At 44.6% G+C, this 19,194-nt stretch carries 18 protein-coding genes and 1 pseudogene; 8 read left to right on the forward strand and 11 right to left on the reverse strand.

Going from position 1 to position 19,194, the window contains the following annotated elements:
- Window positions 1-74: 74 nt before the first annotated feature.
- Window positions 75-686: pseudogene (locus QUA27_RS10900) on the reverse strand (Uma2 family endonuclease).
- A 128-nt stretch (window positions 687-814) separates the two neighbouring features.
- On the opposite strand from QUA27_RS10900, the gene QUA27_RS10905 reads away from it, so the two are divergent.
- Both QUA27_RS10905 and QUA27_RS10910 read left to right on the forward strand, forming a co-directional pair.
- Complete coding sequence (locus QUA27_RS10905) at window positions 815-2,329, forward strand: NADH-quinone oxidoreductase subunit M (RefSeq protein WP_333067963.1); 1,515 nt, start codon at window positions 815-817, stop codon at window positions 2,327-2,329.
- A 174-nt stretch (window positions 2,330-2,503) separates the two neighbouring features.
- Complete coding sequence (locus QUA27_RS10910) at window positions 2,504-3,670, forward strand: CO2 hydration protein CupB (RefSeq protein ID WP_333067964.1); 1,167 nt, start codon at window positions 2,504-2,506, stop codon at window positions 3,668-3,670.
- Window positions 3,671-4,018: 348 nt separating this feature from the next.
- On the opposite strand, the gene QUA27_RS10915 is transcribed toward QUA27_RS10910, so the two are convergent.
- The 6 genes from QUA27_RS10915 to QUA27_RS10940 form a co-directional block, all read right to left on the reverse strand.
- Entirely contained in the window at window positions 4,019-4,738 is a 720-nt protein-coding gene (locus QUA27_RS10915; RefSeq protein ID WP_333067965.1) for a PHP domain-containing protein, read from the reverse strand.
- A 398-nt stretch (window positions 4,739-5,136) separates the two neighbouring features.
- Window positions 5,137-7,545 carry a bifunctional serine/threonine-protein kinase/ABC transporter substrate-binding protein gene (locus QUA27_RS10920; protein ID WP_333067967.1) on the reverse strand — a complete coding sequence of 803 codons (2,409 nt, stop codon included), beginning with the start codon at window positions 7,543-7,545 and terminating at the stop codon, window positions 5,137-5,139.
- 172 nt (window positions 7,546-7,717) lie between these two features.
- On the reverse strand, window positions 7,718-8,479 hold the full coding sequence (locus QUA27_RS10925) for a ZIP family metal transporter (RefSeq protein WP_333067968.1): 762 nt from the start codon (window positions 8,477-8,479) through the stop codon (window positions 7,718-7,720).
- A 524-nt stretch (window positions 8,480-9,003) separates the two neighbouring features.
- Window positions 9,004-9,579, reverse strand: a complete 576-nt coding sequence (locus QUA27_RS10930; RefSeq protein WP_333067969.1) for a DUF3611 family protein — start codon at window positions 9,577-9,579, stop codon at window positions 9,004-9,006.
- Between the two features lie 1,106 nt (window positions 9,580-10,685).
- Window positions 10,686-11,327, reverse strand: a complete 642-nt coding sequence (locus tag QUA27_RS10935) for an IS630 family transposase (protein WP_333067970.1) — start codon at window positions 11,325-11,327, stop codon at window positions 10,686-10,688.
- Window positions 11,240-11,632 carry a helix-turn-helix domain-containing protein gene (locus QUA27_RS10940; protein ID WP_333067971.1) on the reverse strand — a complete coding sequence of 131 codons (393 nt, stop codon included), beginning with the start codon at window positions 11,630-11,632 and terminating at the stop codon, window positions 11,240-11,242. The genes QUA27_RS10935 and QUA27_RS10940 overlap by 88 nt, the downstream gene beginning before the upstream one ends.
- Before the next feature lie 627 nt (window positions 11,633-12,259).
- On the opposite strand from QUA27_RS10940, the gene QUA27_RS10945 reads away from it, so the two are divergent.
- From QUA27_RS10945 to QUA27_RS10955, 4 genes are all read left to right on the forward strand, one after another.
- Window positions 12,260-13,111 (forward strand): DUF1206 domain-containing protein, encoded by an 852-nt coding sequence (locus tag QUA27_RS10945; protein WP_333067972.1) that lies wholly within the window; start codon window positions 12,260-12,262, stop codon window positions 13,109-13,111.
- Window positions 13,112-13,410: 299 nt separating this feature from the next.
- Complete coding sequence (locus QUA27_RS10950) at window positions 13,411-13,542, forward strand: hypothetical protein (RefSeq protein WP_333067973.1); 132 nt, start codon at window positions 13,411-13,413, stop codon at window positions 13,540-13,542.
- A 51-nt stretch (window positions 13,543-13,593) separates the two neighbouring features.
- On the forward strand, window positions 13,594-13,857 hold the full coding sequence (locus QUA27_RS27375; RefSeq protein WP_445251493.1) for an LLM class oxidoreductase: 264 nt from the start codon (window positions 13,594-13,596) through the stop codon (window positions 13,855-13,857).
- The gene (locus QUA27_RS10955; RefSeq protein WP_333067992.1) at window positions 13,812-14,051 is read left to right on the forward strand and encodes a hypothetical protein; all 240 of its coding nucleotides are present in this window, start codon (window positions 13,812-13,814) and stop codon (window positions 14,049-14,051) included. The genes QUA27_RS27375 and QUA27_RS10955 overlap by 46 nt, the downstream gene beginning before the upstream one ends.
- Before the next feature lie 417 nt (window positions 14,052-14,468).
- Here QUA27_RS10955 and QUA27_RS10960 read toward each other — a convergent pair whose 3' ends face one another.
- A complete protein-coding gene (locus QUA27_RS10960) occupies window positions 14,469-14,714 on the reverse strand; it encodes a hypothetical protein (protein WP_333067974.1) in 246 nt (81 codons plus the stop codon).
- Window positions 14,715-14,964: 250 nt separating this feature from the next.
- The gene (locus QUA27_RS10965; RefSeq protein ID WP_333067975.1) at window positions 14,965-16,191 is read right to left on the reverse strand and encodes a HetZ-related protein; all 1,227 of its coding nucleotides are present in this window, start codon (window positions 16,189-16,191) and stop codon (window positions 14,965-14,967) included.
- 31 nt (window positions 16,192-16,222) lie between these two features.
- On the opposite strand from QUA27_RS10965, the gene QUA27_RS10970 reads away from it, so the two are divergent.
- Window positions 16,223-16,465: a hypothetical protein gene (locus QUA27_RS10970; RefSeq protein ID WP_333067976.1), complete on the forward strand. Its 243-nt coding sequence runs from the start codon at window positions 16,223-16,225 to the stop codon at window positions 16,463-16,465.
- 310 nt (window positions 16,466-16,775) lie between these two features.
- Here the strand turns inward: QUA27_RS10970 and dtd are convergent, their stop codons facing one another.
- Window positions 16,776-17,231 carry a D-aminoacyl-tRNA deacylase gene (gene dtd, locus QUA27_RS10975; RefSeq protein ID WP_333067977.1) on the reverse strand — a complete coding sequence of 152 codons (456 nt, stop codon included), beginning with the start codon at window positions 17,229-17,231 and terminating at the stop codon, window positions 16,776-16,778.
- 172 nt (window positions 17,232-17,403) lie between these two features.
- On the opposite strand from dtd, the gene QUA27_RS10980 reads away from it, so the two are divergent.
- Window positions 17,404-17,577: a hypothetical protein gene (locus QUA27_RS10980; protein ID WP_333067978.1), complete on the forward strand. Its 174-nt coding sequence runs from the start codon at window positions 17,404-17,406 to the stop codon at window positions 17,575-17,577.
- Window positions 17,578-17,634: 57 nt separating this feature from the next.
- On the opposite strand, the gene QUA27_RS10985 is transcribed toward QUA27_RS10980, so the two are convergent.
- Window positions 17,635-19,194, reverse strand: a 1,560-nt coding sequence (locus QUA27_RS10985; protein WP_333067980.1) for a CHAT domain-containing protein, incomplete at its 5' end; no start/stop codon positions are given.

The raw sequence follows: 19,194 nt of genomic DNA on the forward strand, positions 1-19,194 counted from the left end.
CGCAGATGAGGGCGGATGAACGCAGATAAACGCAGATGATATTAGTCTGGGTTTGTCTGCTTTTTTATCTAGTTTTATTCAAAATCTATCGGCCATAATTCGGTCACTGGAACTTCCCAACCGGGCAAAAGTTTGGGAATTGAAATCATGTCGCCGTCTCTCAATACCACTGGCTCCGCTGTCGGAGTGTAAATTGTTATTGTGCGCTTGTCTGGGTCGATTAATATTCCTACTTTGGATCCGAGTTCGATGAATGATAAAATTTTTTCTCGGAGGGGTTTGAGGCGATCGGACTGAGATTTGATTTCTACCACTAAGTCGGGAACAAGTTCGGCAAAATACCTTTTACTTTGTTTCAGGCGATCGGCTGTCACAAACGAAACATCCGGGGCTGTAACATTTGAATTGGGGAGAATAAACCCGCCGCTGGAGTCAAACACTCGTCCGAGTTTGCGAGGTTTGACCTAGTTAAGCAAAAGTCTGCCAAACTCTGCTCCAATTTCGCTCGATACAATGTCTGATGGGCCCATAACGATAATCTTTCCGTCTACCAGTTCGAGTTGGTAGTCTAGATGTGCTTCGCCGAGTATACCTTGCAGTTCTTCCAAGTCGGCAACGGTGAGGCGGGTGGAAGGAGAACCGGATTTAATTTGCAAATCTTCTCGATCTGTAAGACTTGAGGTCATAGGAGGATTCCAGAGACATTTGAATCTATGTTAACAAGAAAATTAGCCGATCGCTTCTATATGTAGTTGCTATGCGTTAATGTTAAATATAGTTCTAAAAGCTCTCTAATAAAGGAACGTTTTAATTGATGCTCAGTGCTTTAATCTGGATACCAATGTTGGCTGCTGCCCTGATTGGGTTCTGGCCCGGTTCAGTGAGTTCTAAAATAGTTCGGAATGTCGCGATCGCCATTGCGGGTATAACTTTTATTCTCTCGGTGATTGTAGCGGTTCAGTTTGATGCCAGTACCAGTCAGTTGCAGTTTTCGGAATTTATTCCTTGGATAAATGTTTTGGGATTGAATTACAATCTCGGTGTTGATGGTTTGGCTCTGCCTTTGGTAATTTTAAATACTCTGCTGACAGGGGTAGCTATTTACGCTACGGATGAGTCGATCCGCAGACCTCGACTTTATTATTCTTTGATTCTGTTAATTAGCGGCGGCGTAACAGGGGCTTTTTTATCTCAAAATTTGCTGCTATTTTTCCTGTTTTTTGAGGTAGAATTGATTCCGCTTTACCTGTTAATTGCGATTTGGGGAGGTGAGCGCCGGGGTTATGCTGCTACTAAGTTTTTAATCTATACTGCATTTTCGGGAATTGTGCTACTGGCTGCTTTCTTGGGGACTGGTTGGCTTAGCGGTGCTTCTAGTTTCGATATGGTTGGTGCAGCGGGCGCATCGCATTTGCAAGGAGGATTGCCCTTGCCTTTGGTAAGGCAAATTATTTTGCTGGCAGGGGTGTTGCTGGCTTTTGGAATTAAGATGCCTTTGGTGCCTTTTCATACTTGGCTGCCGGATGCTCACGTAGAAGCTTCGACGCCGGTTTCGGTGCTGCTGGCGGGGGTCCTTTTGAAGCTGGGAACTTATGGGATGCTGCGCTTTGGTTTGGGTTTGTTTCCCGATGCGTGGGCGGTGGCGGCACCTTGGTTGGCGAGTTGGGCTGTGGTAAGCGTGCTTTACGGGGCGAGTTGCGCGATCGCCCAAAAAGATATGAAGAAAATTGTAGCTTACAGTTCGATCGCTCACATGGGCTACATTTTGTTAGCTAGCGCCGCAGCTACTCCGATTAGTATGTTGGGAACTGTTTTGCAAATGGTTAGCCACGGTTTAATTTCGGGGCTGCTATTTTTGAGTGTCGGCGTTGTTTACAAAAAATCCGGCACCCGCAACATCGATGTGCTCAAAGGTTTATTCAATCCCGATCGCGGTTTACCGATGATTGGCAGTTTAATGATCCTCGGTGTGATGGCAAGTGCCGGCATTCCGGGTTTGGCTGGATTTATTGCGGAATTTTTGATATTTCGGGGCAGTTTGCCAGTTTTTCCCGTGCAAACTTTGCTCTGCATGATCGGCACTGGTTTAACTTCAGTTTACTTTTTAATTATGGTCAACCGCGCCTTTTTCGGCCGCCTTTCGGATGTGGTGGTAAATTTGCCGCAAGTCCGCTGGCGCGATCGCATCCCTTCGCTGATTTTAGCAATAATTATCGCCATCATGGGAGTGCAGCCGGGAGTTTTAGTTGCTTTGAGCGAAAAAACTGCGATCGGAATGGTAGCTAATGTGCCGCCCCAAGTTAAAGTGATTGCTCAAAACTTGAAATAAAATATTCCATAGGTTCGTAACATCGGACTTTAGTCCTATGGCAGTTTTCAATCCCATGAAATACAGCAGACGGCTGTAGGGACACGGCACTGCCCTGTCCCTACCTATTCCATTCATCAGTGTATCCGTGTTCAAATCCGTGTCGTGCCTTCCTTCAATTAAGGTTAAATAAAAATGAAAAGTACCGTATTAAAACCCTCTTCCCATCCCCTAGCCGCATACATTGACCTATTAGAATCAGGAAAAGCTTTACTGCCTGAGTCTACGGAAAATGTAGTTGAAGTTGTCGGCGTGCTGAAAAGTTATGGTATTGTTTTAGATGCCTATTCTCGGAATCTCAATTATATTGCAGAAGAACAGTTTTTAGTGCTTTTCCCGTTTTTTAAATATTTCAACGGAGATGTGACCGTGCCCAAATTAATGCGCTATTTATGGCACGACAGGATTAATTTTGAATATGCTGAGTATTGCATGAGAACAATGCTTTGGCACGGCGGCGGGGGTTTGGACAGTTATTTGGATTCCCCGGAATTTAGCAGTTTAGTCGAAAAGGCGATCGCGGCTAAATTGAAAGGCAATTTTTTCATGCAGGGAGTACACAAAGCATTTCCTGATTTTTTGCCGGAACAAGTGCGGATGCTGGCTTACTACACAGGTCTCGGTCAGTTTTGGCGGGTAATGAGCGATTTGTTTATGGACTTATCTGATTCCTACGATCGCGGCGAAACTAAGTCTATTTCTGATGTAGTTGATTTTGTCAAAGCCGGTTTAGTCGCCGCGGCCAGCCTACCGATTACCTACAGCGTCAAGATTGGCCCTCAAGTCTACGATATACTGCCAGCCACCGCTAATTTGACATTTTTACCAGATGTAGCGGTGCCTTATGTAGAAGCTGTTTTCTTTCGGGGCACTGCGTTTTTTGGCACAGTTTCATACAATGCTCAAGCTCATCAAATCCCGGAAGAACAAAGAGAATTTGCTTACGGTGCTTTGTTTGCTGACCCTTTACCGATTGGAGGTGCAGGGATTCCGCCAACTCAATTAATGCAAGATATGCGGCATTATTTGCCGGAGTATTTGCACGAAGTTTATCGCACTAACTGTCGTGGTGAAGATGATCTGCGGGTGCAAATTTGCCAGAGTTTTCAAAAGTCGATGTTTTGCGTGACGACGGCGACTATTTTGGGTTTAGCACCTCATCCAATGAATACCTGCGATCCAGAGGAAAAGAAGGCTAATCGGGCTTATTTGGAAAGTTGGATGGATCGATTTGGGAATTCTCGCTTGGATTGGGCAAATCAGCCAACTAACCGGGCCTGTCAGTTGTTCCCAGAACGCTAGAAGAGCCACTGGTTTTTAGGGCGCAATGTCTCTCGCAGTTGCAACCATATTACCTGGTTTGGCAATTGCTTTCTTTTGGAAGGCGAAAGCTCATCGTGGTGATTGAAATGATATCACCTCCCGTCAAATAGCCGTTATAAGGAAAGTAGTGAAAACTTCAGTTTACAGACTTTTAGGAGGACTGAAGTCCTCACTACCAAACAATTTTATAGTAGTCATTTTAGCGGACATAATATGACCTGATAAACTGTTTGTTTTCGGCTCATTGTGATTGCTTTCATCAGAAATATATCCGCTAACGCTTAGACTGGTAATGACAGGATAAAGCACTTCTTATTTCCGAACTATCTAGATTCGGACTAGAAGACTCAAGCCGTGAGAGTCGGTGCCACAAGTTCCCAGCAAACCATAAGTTTCTGCTAAATCTTTGACTAAAGCAGTTTGTATGGGACTGGGTTTCCAAGGATTGGGATTACCGTAAGCATAGTAAATTTCTACACCGTCAATGCCGAAACGGGCTGCTTCTGGGATTAGTTTATCTGCAGTCGATCTATACCGGCAAGGATGCGCGAGAACTGCTAAACCTCCTGCTTCATGAATAGCTTCAATTACCCTGGCTGCTGAATAACAATAAGTGCCTTCAGTGCTTTTACCTCGTAGGTATGGTTTGAGACTGGGATGTTGCGGATCGAAGGCGTAACTGAGAATGTGTACCTCATTGTTGAGCAATTCGGCATTAATTTCAGCCCCTGTCCAGAGACTAGGTGCTTCGCTATTTTTGTCGGGATGGTTTAATTTCCAATTATCCAGCCAAATTTGAGCTTTAACGTAGCCTTCGGTGCTGTGGTGGTCGGTGATAGCTAAGCCTTTGAGACCTCCGGCTATGGCTTGTTCCATCAATTTCTCTGGCTGCAATCGCCCGTCGGAGTAGACTGTGTGCATATGAAAATTATAGGAACCCGGACAGCTATCGGCATCAATTGTCTGAAAGACTTGTTTGAGTGCTGAGATATTTTGGGCTTCTGGTTTGAGACTAGAACTTGTTGGGGAAGCGAGATTGACAGCCATAAGCGTTATTATAGAAAAAACTAACCTTGTTTAATATATCTAATAAATTGATATGTTGCACCTGTGGCAATAGTCGGCTGTAGGATTGAAACATCTGTCGGATTGTTGCGTTCGGCACAAGATATCAATTCCCTCGCACATCTTGCACAATTCTCTATCCAGCATTTTATCTGCGGGTGGGGGCGGGTTGATGAGATTATTGATTTTAGGCAATTATATTTGGTAAAACTCCCCTCTACAGGTTTGTTGACAAGGCCGCAAGATATCAATTACTCCCACATATTGCATCATTCTTAACAACAGGCTTTCCGGCCTATTCCACCAAGAGTAAATTTTCTTGTGGGGTGGCATCCTGCCCGCCCTCTACAGGTTTGTTGACAATCCTACAAGATATCAATTCAATCGCACTTTAAACCTGCGGCTGCGGCTGTGGGAAATTCGATCGGCACAAAGGTAACGCCATATATTGCTGTAGAACAGGGTACAATATGCGCTACTCGTTTGGGAGGATTTTTCCGATTTCCAGTCTTTGAGTCAAACTCAATTATACCCGTGGCTCCCTCGGCTTTAAAGTTTGGATCGGCTAAGGTTTTTTGCATTCCTTCACGGCTGGGTTCTGGCTGCATTTCTAGGGCTTTAATCAGCGTCCGGGCGGCATCGTAGGTTAAGGCCGATCGAGTATTTACCGGGCCTCCCCACAATTTTTGCGCGTTGACAGGAAACTTTTTGTCAAAGCTTGCTAGCGGATGCCAAAACAGGGATATTCCCAGTTTTTCAATAGACTTTAACTGTTTTGCTACCTCTAACGTTCTCGGCTCATACAGAGTCCAGGGCCCGACAATCCAATTGCGATCGCCGTTAGCTTTTATCATTTCGATCGCATTTTCCAGGGAATTAGTGACTTGACCGTCGGGAATGACAAGTAAGGCTGTTTTTCCGGTATTCTCAACTTTTTGAATGGCTGCTTCGGCGTTAAAATTATTTTTAGATAAGTCGTAATAATTACTTAGCCTAAAAGTCGAGCCTCCTTTGGCTTCAAATTGCTTTTTGAATTCTTCCCACAAAGAAGCGCTAAACGGACTGTTGGGATTGTAAAATACTGCGGCTTTTTTCTCACCGACCAAGAGCAGTTGATTTACTAAAGCTTCAGCTTCTAGGCTAGTTGTCGGAGCCGTCCGAAAGAAAAATTTTCGAGGTTTTCGCGTTAGTTCTTCTGTGGTGCTTCCCGGAGAAATGGCGATTAGTTGATTTTGATTGTAAATATCTACTGTTTCCACAGTCATGTCGCTGGTGTAGTGTCCGATAACTGCTAGAATATCAGGCTGAGCGACCAGTGAATTAGCCCTTTGAACGGCGTAAGATTTGATATTTCCGTCATCAGCAATGATGACTTTGAGACCTTTGTTTCTAATAGCTTTTGGTTCGAGAAATCCTTGACCGGGAAAATCTTTATTGCTGCTGTCATTGGGTTTGATGAGACTTAAATTAACTTCGGTTTGAGCTTGAGCAATACCGCGCAGCAGTTCTTCGGCTAAATTTGCGTTGAGAATGCTGCCGTCCTGATTGCGGCGGATAGGAACAACAATTGCGATCGTGTAATATTCTGCATTTATTGCCTTCAGCAAAGCATTGTTGATGTAAATTAAAGTTTCTGGATCTCTGCGGTCTTCCCGCCAGGACTGTTTGAGCAATTTTAAGGCTTCGGGATAATTTGAGTCGGCAAACTCATTGATTCCCCTTTGTTTTGACCACAGGGCGGAGGTTTGCACTAAGAGTTTTTCGCCGGAACTTACACCATCGGCGGAGGGTGTAGGCAACGTTGGTTGCGGGGAAATTCTGGGGATTAAAAATACGATCGCCCCAAAAGCCGTGATTCCCGCAACAGCTAACAGCAGCCAGCGAAAGCCCGATCGCAACTTCCGCGAAGTTTTGGGTAAATCGGGCCCTGCGACGATCGACAAATCCAAGTCTTGCAAAACTTCATCCACAGATTGGTAGCGGTCTTGAAAGTGGAAACGCACCATCTTGGTTAAAATATTTTTGAGCTTGTCGCTAACTTGTACCGCAGGACGATCGGGCGTCGAGTAATCCCAGACAATTTCCCCAGTTTCGGGGTCTTGCGGCAGATTGGTGGGACGTTGCCCGGTGAGAGCTTGGATGGCGATAATTCCGAGAGCGTAAATGTCGTTGTAGGGTTGCGGGAGAGAGCGCGGATTGTATTGTTCTGCCGGCATATAACCGCTGGTGCCGATCGCCTGCGATGTGAATATTTCACCTGTAGAGTTAGAGGTAAAAGTGCTGATTTCTTTGACCGCCCCAAAATCAATTAGAACAATTTTTTTATCTGTTTCGCGCCGAATTAAGTTAGCCGGTGTAATATCGCGGTGAATTATATTTTCTTGGTGGACACATTTTAATATTTCTAGAACTTCCCGCAACAAAGCAACGGTTTTTTTCTCATTCCCCCGATCGCCCGCAGCGAGTTCTTGACTGAGCGGATGTCCTTGAACGTATTCTTGAACTAAATAAAAATGGTTGTTTTCTTCAAAGCGATCGAATAATTCGGGAATGCGCGAGTCCTTCCCTAGACGACGCAAAGCGCTAGCTTCCCTTTCAAATCGCTTTCTTGCCATGTCCAAGACGTGGCGATCATTCGATGAGGGAAAAGGAAGTTCCTTAACAACGCACAGAGGATGATTTGGTTGGTTTATTTGTGCAGCCGTATAGGTTTTAGCAAACCCTCCCTGTCCCAACAAAGCGGTAATTTTGTAGCTTTCGTGCAGGATCTGCCCTAAGTTGACGCACATAAATTTTCCAACACCTCTTGACCGGCTGCGACCTTTAAGGTGAATTATAAGCTTTTTTGTGGTTCGATACCGCTTGGCAACATATCCAATTCATCTGTGTCTATATCAAAAATACTATAACTCTCAGCAATGAGCAATTCTACATTAGTGATTAGCGATTGCTAATTATCAATTATCTTTCTGCTAACTTACTGAGTACAAAAGCAGCTAAAAAACCGCAGACAGTAATTAGTCCAGCAAAATCGTGAGTTTCCTCGAATGCTTCGGGAATCATAGTATCTGAGATCATGGCTAAAATACCCCCTGCTGCTACGGCGGTAGTAGCGGCTATTACTTCCGCAGAAAAGTGGCTAAAAAGGGTATATCCTAATAATGCTGCGATACCGGAAATAAGTGCGATCGCGCCCCAAACTCCAAAAATGTAACCGATCGATCTCCCTGCTTTTTTCATGCCCGCGGCGCTAGAGAGTCCTTCGGGAATGTTGGAGAGGAAAATTGCCGCTACTGTCACCGAACTGACAGCGCCTCCAGAAATCATGCTGACACCAATGACGATCGACTCCGGTATCCCGTCTAACAGCGCGCCGAGGGCGATGGCTAATCCGCCATCGCCTGACTCTGTTTTAGCTGGGTGCAAAGCGCCCGATCGCTTGCGGTGTTTTGCTCCCTGTTGACTCAAAAACCAATTGGCGGCTGTGTAGACAGCAGCGCCACCCAAAAAGCCGATCGCCGTCGAGTCGAAACCGCCGCGCTTGTAAGCTTCATCCATCAGTTCAAAGGATAGCGCTGAAATTAGCACGCCGGCGCCAAAAGCCATAATTGTCGCGATCGCGCGCTGAGGAATGCTGACAAAGTAACCCACCGCCGCTCCCAGTAGCAGCGCCGAACCCCCCACTAAACCCCAAAATCCTGCCTGCAACCACACTGGAAACATCAGCCCTACCTCAGAGGAAAATTTTTTATGCCGCCTAAAAATTCATTATATATAAGACTTACGGATGGGCGCCAGAAACCGAGTTTTTCGCCTAATCTGCTAACTACATTTCCTAATAGAGAAACTGTATAACATGGCTTTGTTCAGCAACCCGCTCACAGGGTTATTTAGGAAGTTGAATGCCACCTATAGCTCATCTTTCGGAATATGAGCCTTAGTTTCTTTTGTGCCCATTAAAAATATATCTATCAATATAAAGGTATATGAAAGCTCTCTCAAGAAAATAAATAAATTACCTTTAAAAAAATTTGCTCAAGCTGACTACCATTAGCGGGAGCGCTCGCTACTCATTTCGATTATATGTTCATCAAAATAGCCAACTTGTTTAGCTTGTAGCTGCACTGTCTTCGCTCTCTTTTGCCAAGACAGTGCAAAACCAAAAACCTTAGTTAAATCGGCCAGCGCTTGTAAGTCCTGACGGCATAGGAGTTGTGTTTCCCTTTAGCGATCGCTAATTTTGCCAACTACTCTTCTACCCAATTGAGTAACCCAAGAGAAGTAACCGCTCCAAAAAAGTGAGCGCCAATCAGATTGACGTTAGCCATCGTCACAAAAATATCTAGGGAACGAATCACATTTTCTGGCGCATAAGCTGCCATCGCTTGCGGTTGACTAAGAGTTTTCGCTAGAACTACAGCAACTGTTTCTTCAGAAGCCACAAACGCGATTAATACCCCCACCAAACTAGAAACTAATCCAATCCTTAAGGTGTGAGTAATATGTTCTTTGCTGGGATATACCTGGGAATTTTCTGCGTGCAAAAGTCGCCCTAAAAGCCTATAGCGAAAATCCCAAAAAATTCTAAAGCACAGCAATAAAAGACCAACTATTGCTAAAAATACCCCGAAACCAATACCTGCATTATTGGTTTGTTCGCTCATGTTGCGACCCAACATAGCAAATAATAAAACAATGCCGGAAACAGCACCAAAGAATAACTGTATCCAGAAGCTAAATCTACTAAACAAGCGAAAAGTTGCAACGAATTCGCTTTGGATCAGCGGTTGCGACAAGGATTCTGGTTGATTCAGTTGATTCATTATATACACCTTATTGCTGAATTGAGCATCAAAGCAAACGACGTAAGAAATAGGTTCTGCTTGTCTTCCTGTCGCAAGGGATCGGCTTGTGGTTAGCTATTAGATTTTTCCTGAAAAGTCAGTTAAGGGCAGGACAGGATGCCGGATGTTTGGGTACCGAATTCGGCAATTTCCGGTAAATAAAAGGTTGAACTCAACACAGGCACTGCCGTTGTGGTTGATTTGATTTTCCTAAAATCCTCCCGGTTCTGAACAATCAACTTCTTGCGACAATGGGAATTTAGAGTCTTAAAAATCGACTTAGGCAAAATGTCTATTGTCTGTGTTCACCATTTCAAAATCTTGCTTCTATCTCTATTTAATCTAACTAGCCCAACCTTGCCATCTGTCTGATGCCATAAGAAAATATCCACCTGATGGAAGATGATTGAGGAAAAATTTATGATAAAGCTTTGAGTTAAGTGCGATCGGAGTATTAGCCATAGATGCTTGATTCCCAACTCCCGCACTGGGGCGCATCCATTCTTACAACATCCATAAGCTAGTTAGGGCAGCTATTCCAGATTCCCAACCATTCATATGCGAGTTGGGAGCTATTCGTTGCAAGCAAGATTACCCGGACAAATTTTTTATCACCTTCCGAGTATTGACCATTTAACCCAACAAATTAAAACGATTAATATCTGAACCAATTCGCATATTAATCTGTTGTTGTATTCCCACTATCTAAGGCTAATTATTCATAGATTATTAATTATATTCTTGAGGATACTTCGGTCAATCCGGTGCCATACCGCCACGCAACTATCAGCCTTTTTCCCGCTTTTTACCGCCAGCGAGCAGCTCAAATTATCTCAAAATGCGAAGAGGGTTTAATGGGTTGGTTGGCAGGCATTGCATAAAGCATGAATTTTATTGCAGCAATAGCAATCCTTGCAATAGTCATAAATCTTTTACCCCACCCCAACCTTCCCCGCGAGTTCGGGGAGGCAGTAAGAAATTCATAAATGATTTACGCTTTGTATATTACAACCATTATTGCTTTTTTTGGCAAGTGATACTGCTGTGTTTCAACGGAGTTGTGGCATTTACAGCAAATTCGGAGTTCATGAGGTACAGTAGCAGCAATGTGTAAACCAATTTTTGAGATGTTCGGGATTCATTAATTGAAGTGCTAGTTTAATCAAACCATCAACTCCAGACGCGGTAGCGGGGGAAAATTGTTTCAGGAACGCTTTTAATTGTGACCACCAATGTTCGATGGGATTAAATTCAGGAGAATAGGGAGACAGATACAGAACAGTTGCACCAACCGATTCAATTAAAGGTTGGATTTCTTTAACTTTATGTGCGGGTAGATTATCCATGACAACGACTGCACCTACCCATAATTGTGGAAGTAGAAAATGTTTGATAAAAACTTTGTAGGCATCCCCATTCATTGAGCCGTCTAGCGTCATGACTGCCAACACCTTCTTTAAGCTGATTCCTCCAATCACACTCACTTTCGCGCCTCGGTAATAGGGCTTAAAGTCATAGACTCTGCTACCACGACTGCTTCTAGCATGAGTTCGCGTCAACCCCAGTAAAACACCCATTTCGTCTAGAAATATCAGGTCGAGTGGGTCGATGTGTTTTACCTTTTCCCAATACTCTATTCTCAGCTTTTGGACTCGCTCTGTCTTCGCTTGGCTACTGCGTAACGTTTTTTTTTTCGCGTTAGTTGTTGTTTTTGTAATGCACAGCACATAACACTGGCACAGACCCAAACGTTATATTGCTCTCCAAAATACTCGCAGTATTCTGCTAGAGTTGCGTCGGGATGGCTTTGAACCATTGCAGCTAATTCGCTACCGTACCCATCTAATTTACCCTTCATTGCACTCCCTTGCTTTTTGGGTTCTAGATGACCTTGCGTTTTCTTGAGTTGGAGGAGCTTTTGTACATAGCTTTTCGCTACACCAAATTGAACTGCTACTTTTCTAACCGAAGTGTCTCCTCTGTCGTAAGCATTGACTATTTTTTCTCGTAAATCGACTGAGTACGGTTTCATCGTAATTCTTAATACCTTTAATATTCAATCGATTGTACCTTATATTCCTCAAAAACGCTGTATATGCGGTTTTCTCCCCTATGTCGGCGAATTTTTAAGCGTAATTTTAGTAGGGCTGCCTTTATTAGACTCGCATTGGAAAGCAGGTGAGGTGTTGTTGCTATATTTCCTAATTAAACAAATTACAGCAGGAAATTTTGTCACCCCTATCCTGATGAAAAAGCAGGGATATTTGCTTTCCAATTACACATTAGCACTCTAGACAGCATTTAGATTTTTATTTGGTTTTTTGGGATTATTTTTAGCGCCGTCAATTATAATTGTTATTAAAACTTTGGTTAAAGAAGTTTTAGTCAAAGATATACTAGACTCCTGGCCGACTGCTCCATCATCGAAGCTATCTTATAGCCCATCAAGCTAGATTTGTCAAGGGTAATAAATGTGAAATTTATAAATCAATCAACCGCTGACACTCCCACTCAAGACTGATGCAAAAAAATTCTAAACAAGCTAATTATTAAATCAATAGATAATAACATAAATTATTTGTTTAAAAACTCAGTTAACTGGGAAGGAACTCACCATATGGCTATGCCAGCGACCGTTAACAACTAAAGTATAAAAGATATGAAACCGCAGAACTCACCCACCGACAACATTAAACAGTCAATTCGACAAGCAGCTTCTCATACCTGGTTTGAGCGACTGGCAAGATTGGGATATGCTTCAAAAGGCTTAGTTTACTTTATTGTCGGTTTTCTAGCAGCACAAGCAGCCTTTAGTATGGGCGGCAGGACAACCGATACTAGCGGTGCATTATCAGCAATTGTTAACCAACCTTTCGGTAAATTTCTGCTATTTCTGGTAACGATTGGCATTATTGGTTATGCCCTTTTGCGTATCGTTGAGGCAATTCTAGACCCAGAACACCAAGGAGACAAATTGGATGCCAAGCGAATTGCCAAACGTATTGGCTACGCCTTAAGTGCTTTAGCTTACGCAGGTTTGGCTTTAACGGCTGTAAAACTGATAATGGGTTCGGGCGGTGGTAATAGCGATACAACCCAAGATTTGACAGCCCAAATTTTAGCACAACCGTTTGGACAATGGCTGGTAGGATTGGCAGGCTCAATTGTTATTGGTGTAGGATTTTCTTATTTTTATGAAGCATATAAAGCCAAATTTCGCCGCCATTTCAAGCTAGATGAAATGAGCCAAACCGAGCAAAATTGGGCGACACGGTTGGGTCGATTCGGAATTGCTGCCCGTGGAATTGTTTTTGTTATAATCGGTTTTTTCTTAATTCAAGCAGCAAGGCTATCGGATGCCAGTCAAACGAAAGGATTGGGCGAGGTGTTGGCAATTCTGGCACAGCAGCCTTTTAGTCCAGTGATTTTGGGTCTAGTACCTTTGGGTTTAATTGCCTATGGCATCTACTCGGTAATTGAAGCTCGCTATCGGCGAATTTTCCGTTCATAAGCTTGCCCGTTATACGGAAAGTTATGAATTTTGATTACAACATTTTTTTTTTATTAAGCTGTTACGCACTTAAGTGGGAAATTCGGGACAGGCTAGAAGCCCGTCCCACAAAAGTTTTATTGATTTTTGACACACAGTTTAAATGTAGAACAGCTTAAAAACTTATCTAACTCAAAGCTCAAAACTTTTACAAGGCGTCCTGATTAAATCACTTGCTTTTAAGTCTGGATATTTGAACTCACAACTCAGGGCGGGTAAGGATTCATCGCCCTTACTCAACTCAAAACTCCTAAAAACTTATGGCAAAAATTGGTTATCATGCTTCCCAGGAACAGTTTAAGCCCAGCGAACTGCTGAAATATGTCCAAATGGCAGAACAAGCTGGCTTTACCCATGCCCTTTCTTCCGATCACTTTCATCCTTGGAGTTAAGCGCAAGGACAAGGACAAAGCGGTTTTCCTTAGTCTTTGTTGGGTGCAGCAATGCAAGCAACGCCGAGGCTTTCCTATCGGGTTGTTTGCGCTCCCAGACAGCGGTATCATCCGGGTATTATTGCCCAAGCTGCGGCAACGTTGGTAGAAATGTTTCCAAATAGTTTTTGGCTCACGGTTGGCAGCGGTCGAGCGTTGAACGAAAATATTACTGGGGATAATTGGCCTACTAAGAGCGCAACACACGCCTCAAAGAATGTGTCCATATTATCCGCGCCCTTTGGGCTAGAGAAACCGTCACCCATTGCGGTTTAGTGTGCGTAGAAGATGTAAAACTCTATACCCGTGCGAAAATTCTCCCATTAATTATCGGCGCGGCAGTTACCCCAGAAACCGCAGAATGGTTGGGCAGTTGGGCAGATGGATTAATTACTACTTCTCACCCACCTGAAAAGTTAAAAAAGTTGTCGATGCGTCTCGTCGCGGTGGCGGAGAAGGGAAACCAATGATTTTGAAAGTGCAGCTTTCCTATAACAGTAATGCAAAGAAAGCACTACAAGGCGCTCACGATTAATGGCGTAGTAACATCTTCAGAAGCAAAATGTTATCGAACTGATAAAACCAGATCAATTTGATACCAGCGGGGAGTTTGTGAAACCAGAGCAGTTATATCAACACGTCCGCATCTCGGCAGACCAAGAGCAGCCTATTGAGTGGTTGCAAAAAGATATTGAATTGGGGTTAGATGAACTAATTTTCACAACGTTAACCGAGAACAAGAGCAGTTTATTGAGGTGTTTAGCGAAAAAGTAGTGCCAGCGCTGACAAAAAGTTGATGGTGGAAACTCAGTATGTAGAAGCGATCGCTCTTATGATGGATACTGGTTCAAAAATCAATTAGGGTTTTTAGCAGCACTAGCAGGAAGCTATTTCGTAGCTTCCTCATGATTAGACAGTTGTTGTATCTGACTTTGCTCAACCAAAGCTTGATTAATTAGCGCCGTAGCACTCCCCCGACGGAGTAACTCGGTTGCATCAAGAACTCTGGTATCTCGATAGTTTACCGAGATATTTGCTTTTGTCGTTGCTGCCACTTCATCGCCTTTATTATACTCCTCCCTATGTTTAAATATCATTATCAATATATGCAATACCGCCTCTTCAGCAAGCAATTTCCAATAAGTGATGACTAATGAATAATGATTGATAAAAACAAATTACCCTGCCTAAGCAGGGAACGAAAAAGTTAAAAAAAAATAATCTTGTTTTAATAAATTGAATATGCCAAAAAGCGGCGATAAGTTAGTAGCAGCCCTTGTTGATTTGAGAGTGGACGCCGGGGCGGGCATTCCTGTGCAGGTGCCGCACCCGATCGCATTTTCCAGTCTCAAGAAAACAGTTGCATTCATATTTGAGCACCAGTTAAGCTTGGCTGCTGTTGCGAGTCTGGCTAGCCAGTTCCAACAGTTGCGCCCAGCGTTTTTGGACTTGTTTGGGAGTGCATTTGAGGGCGGAGGCGATCGCCTTGTCGCTTTCTTGATTCCGCTTCATTTCTAACATTTGCTGCATTTCGGGCGCAAGTTGAGCGCGAAATGCTTCCCATTTGTCCGAAGTCATTCCCAGCTTTTGATCGACATCAGCACCCAGCCATTCGTGGACGAGTTTCCAATTTTGAGTGCGGGCAAATTTTTCGACGTGGTACTTAAACCGCTGTTGCAAGTAGTCGCGCTGCCGGGAAGACAAACCGAGCGCGCGGTCAATTTCCGAAGCCGAAAGGTCTTGCAGTTTTAAAGTTAAGTAATTCACGCATTCTGGCTGATTTTGCGATTCCAGATAGGCGATCAATTCCGAGACTACTCGATCGCGCAGCACTGCATCAGCCGGATCGACAGTTTCCGATACCATTTGCTCGCGCACTTGTTGCAGCGCCGGAGAACGGCTGTACATTTCCGCCTCTTCTCCCTTGCCGGATTCTACAGCCATTTCAATGTCGATCGCAGTTTCGGGAGGCTGGCCCTTGGCAAATCCTTGAGCGCGCAGCACGATCAGGCGTTGGCGGTTGCGGCCGGGCAAACCGATTTGGCGCTTGGCGTAGTGTTCGGTGAAAGCCATGTACTCAGCCAATTCTAGCTGGGTGCGGGGCTGGTAGGTGACATCGAGTTGGTGTTCGCGGCGGAAAGCTCGCAGAGATTCGATGTAAAAGCCTTGCAAAAAGTCTTCAATCATGTTGTAGCGAGCTTGGAAGTTCAAGTTCGATCGGAAAGAAGCAACATGGCGGTAAATCATAGCCGCGAGGTGAGAGTGCAGTTCGACGCGGCCTTGTTTGGAACCGAGGCGGTAGTATTGCAGGATTTTTTGCAACCGGTGCTCGGCCAAGGTGATTTGCCAAGCTTCAACTTCGCCGGAAATTTGGATGCGATCGCTTTTTTGGCAAATCCGTTCAACTTCCTTAGCAATCCGCATCGCCACTGTTTGAGCGCTGCGGCTGGCAGTTTTCATTTCCGCTTGCAATTCTTTGAGGGCGAAGTTAGCCAAAGCGAGGATATCGATGCTGGGAACAGTATTGATTTCAGCGGTTTGTTCGGGAATCGAGTTGAGGTCAGAAGCGGTGTTGCAGTTGACGGTGTTGGTGGCAGCTTTGACAGTCATGGCGTTTATCGGGTGGTAGGGCACAGCGGGTGTGCGAGGACATTTGTTAGAGAGTGAGGCGGCAGTTGCTGGCGGTTTCGCTTGCTGTGCTGATTCAACTCTCTATACATTGAATGTTACGGAAGTAGAGATAACCGCAGTGATGCCAGTGTTCCACTCTCTCATCCAACAGTTTTTGGCTGCTGAATCTGATTCTAAGCGCTGGCTGTGGAAGATTGGTTTTATTGCCGTTAAAGCCTTACTGTACAAGCATTCTGAGCTGTTAGTCGGGTAGGGCGATCGCGAAAAAAATTGACGGTGTTTCGGGGCCGCGGAGTGGACGATTTACAAACTGGTTTTTTAAGGGTTTGAAGTTCTGGAATCGGGATGGGAGAAAATGTAGCGAAAACCCATGTCTTCTGAACCTACGCAACAGCAGTTAGGAAACCCGGTTAATCTGAAAATTTGCTCTTAGTAACGGCAACGGCTTTTTTTGAACGAACCGCGAAGATGCAAAGGACACGTTCGGCGAAGCCGTTCCCGAAGGGTAGAAAGACAAGAAAAGTAGGGTGCGGTGCGGTGCACAGAGAGACCTGTCAACCAACTCACCCCGATTCTCTCTCTAATATCAAAGTCACCGGCCCGTCATTCTCGATCGAGACTTGCATCATCGCTCCAAACAAGCCTGTTTCAACTTTTAAGCCGCTCTGGCGCAACTTTTCGACAAATTTATCATAAAGAATTTCGGCTCGTTCAGGAGCCGCTGCTCGATCGAAGGAAGGTCGCCGACCTTTGCGACAGTCGCCGTAGAGCGTAAACTGACTGACAACCAGCAACTCGCCACCGATGTCTTGTACGGACTTGTCCCAGCGCCCGGTATCCCCGGCAGAGTCGGGAAACACGCGCAATTCCAGGCATTTGCGAGCCATCCAATCGAGTTCTCCTTCGGTGTCGGTGTCTGCAATACCTACAAGCAAGTTAAGTCCGCAGCCAATTTTGCCGACAATTTGACCTTCTATTTCGACTTGAGATGATTTTACTCGCTGGATGATGACTCGCATAGACTTGCTTTTTGGTAGCGTCTTAGGGTTATTTGAACAGCAGCGCGATCGGCGTGTCGCTATGAAAATGAAAACGGTCCGATACACCGATGTCGGCAAAGTCCAACAATTATGATCGAAGTAGGAAATTCAGGGTTAATACATCTTCTTTTTGCCTAAATATTGTTCAGAAATGAATCAAATTGAATGGCAGTGGCAATATATCAAAAAAAATCAACTAGCCGGAAAAATGTTTGATGATGAATTAGAGCTCGCTTATGCTGTAATTAATGGGGTAGAAGTTAGAGCAGAAAAAGGAAAGTATACTACAGAACCTGTTCAATTTAACTCCCATCAACTTACTTAATCCTTCGTTACATACTTGTAAATATTTCCCTCGACTTACTTAATCACTAATCACCAATCACCAAGGACTCCCAATCATCACAAAAGCCGACCAATAATAAGGATGCGACAACTTTAAATCCGCAAACCCTTGCAGCGAAGTCGGCAACTCCACCCCCTCACCCCGACTCAAACCCCGCAATCTTCCCCCCTCCAAACGCACATCTCCCCGCAACATCGCAATTTGCGCTTGTCGCAGCGCCGCCGCCTTAATTCGCGCTGTCTTCAACTGCTGGTAAAACTCACTCATCAATCCCAAAGTACCTTCATCACTCACGTACCACAAACTTCCCAAAGCCGTTTGCACCCCCGCTTGCAGCGCCAAACCCCCGAAACCCAACTCCGCCTGTGCATCTCCCACCGCAGTCCGACAAGCACTTAAAACTAACATATTCACCTGCGGATCGTTCAATCTCAAATCCCGCAATTGATCCAATCGCAGCCGACTATTCCACAACTGAATAAAAGAATTATTCGGCGATCCAGGTCGAAATTCGCCGTGAGTAGCTAAGTGAATAATGCCAAAAGGTCGGCTTTGATGCTGTCGCTTCAAATTATCCAAAGTGAAACCCTCATTTAGAAAAGTAACTCCCGGCCACTCTCTAGAAATGGCGGCTATTTCAGCAGGAACCGCAGGCAAAGGATTCAACTCGGAAAATTCCGAGGCACCCATTGCTAAAACTTGAGAATTTCTGAGATCGACGTAGCGAGTATCTGTTAAATTAATGCTGGGCATCAGGCTGAGACTGTACTTTTCCACTAAAAATTGCTGTCCGTCGTGCAAAGCAGCAAAGGGCATACCTCTCAAACCCCGATCGACAACAAAGGAAATAGTATCGGTTTCGCAGTTTTTCAAACTGTCCTCTAAAGGCGCCACGATCCACTTATAAAGCTGTTGGGAAGATGGTAGATAACTCGTAGTAGCCCGCACCCCCGGTTTGGTAATCTCATCCCTGAACTGAGTGACAACTTTCAGCAGTTCTGCCCGGTTCGCAGCAGGCACACTTTTGTGAACCACTTCACCGCAAGAAGTGATCAGCATTAAATTTAATTCTTCGGGCTGCGAAAACAGATAAATTAAGCTGGGTTTCGTGCCAGTTTCTGTGGCCACGGATGCTAATTTTTTTTGAATTTCCTCTGGGGATACCAACTCGTCACTGATGTTTATCCCTAAATATTCCCCAAATTCTTGGCTGAAAGATTTGTCCAGCAGAGACAAAGCTTCCGATATTTTTCCTGCCTCTAAAGTCCTGCCGATGTCGCCGCGAAATGCTGACTGAATAACTGAATCTCTGATATTTGAATTGATGAAATTTCTCAGTTCTCTGGCAGAGTGCATTCTTTCGGGCGGCATCCTGTCTCGGGGTTTTGCTATATCTCGCAATATTCTATTTTGGTTCTGCCGCTGTTCGCGAGTAAAGGGTTGGTTGCGATCGGGAAAAAGTCGGTTTCTATCTAATGGAAATCTACCGCTTGGCGATGGTGGCGGTTGATTTATTCCGGGTTGATTTATTCCGGGTTGATTTATTCCGGGTTGATTTATTCCGGGTTGATTTATTCCGGGTTGATTTATTCCGGG

The sequence above is a fragment of the Microcoleus harperi Pol14_C6 genome (assembly GCF_036701295.1).
Lineage (GTDB): Bacteria > Cyanobacteriota > Cyanobacteriia > Cyanobacteriales > Microcoleaceae > Microcoleus.

Excerpts from the sequence above, each read along its gene's own strand:
- QUA27_RS10905 (WP_333067963.1), top strand. The coding sequence starts at position 815 with ATGCTCAGTGCTTTAATCTGGATACCAATGTTGGCTGCTGCCCTGATT.
- QUA27_RS10910 (WP_333067964.1), top strand. The coding sequence starts at position 2,504 with ATGAAAAGTACCGTATTAAAACCCTCTTCCCATCCCCTAGCCGCATAC.
- QUA27_RS10915 (WP_333067965.1), bottom strand. The coding sequence starts at position 4,738 with ATGGCTGTCAATCTCGCTTCCCCAACAAGTTCTAGTCTCAAACCAGAA.
- QUA27_RS10920 (WP_333067967.1), bottom strand. The coding sequence starts at position 7,545 with ATGTGCGTCAACTTAGGGCAGATCCTGCACGAAAGCTACAAAATTACC.
- QUA27_RS10925 (WP_333067968.1), bottom strand. The coding sequence starts at position 8,479 with ATGTTTCCAGTGTGGTTGCAGGCAGGATTTTGGGGTTTAGTGGGGGGT.
- QUA27_RS10930 (WP_333067969.1), bottom strand. The coding sequence starts at position 9,579 with ATGAATCAACTGAATCAACCAGAATCCTTGTCGCAACCGCTGATCCAA.
- QUA27_RS10940 (WP_333067971.1), bottom strand. The coding sequence starts at position 11,632 with ATGAAACCGTACTCAGTCGATTTACGAGAAAAAATAGTCAATGCTTAC.
- QUA27_RS10945 (WP_333067972.1), top strand. The coding sequence starts at position 12,260 with ATGAAACCGCAGAACTCACCCACCGACAACATTAAACAGTCAATTCGA.
- QUA27_RS10950 (WP_333067973.1), top strand. The coding sequence starts at position 13,411 with ATGGCAAAAATTGGTTATCATGCTTCCCAGGAACAGTTTAAGCCCAGC.
- QUA27_RS27375 (WP_445251493.1), top strand. The coding sequence starts at position 13,594 with ATGCAAGCAACGCCGAGGCTTTCCTATCGGGTTGTTTGCGCTCCCAGA.
- QUA27_RS10965 (WP_333067975.1), bottom strand. The coding sequence starts at position 16,191 with ATGACTGTCAAAGCTGCCACCAACACCGTCAACTGCAACACCGCTTCT.
- dtd (WP_333067977.1), bottom strand. The coding sequence starts at position 17,231 with ATGCGAGTCATCATCCAGCGAGTAAAATCATCTCAAGTCGAAATAGAA.
- QUA27_RS10980 (WP_333067978.1), top strand. The coding sequence starts at position 17,404 with ATGAATCAAATTGAATGGCAGTGGCAATATATCAAAAAAAATCAACTA.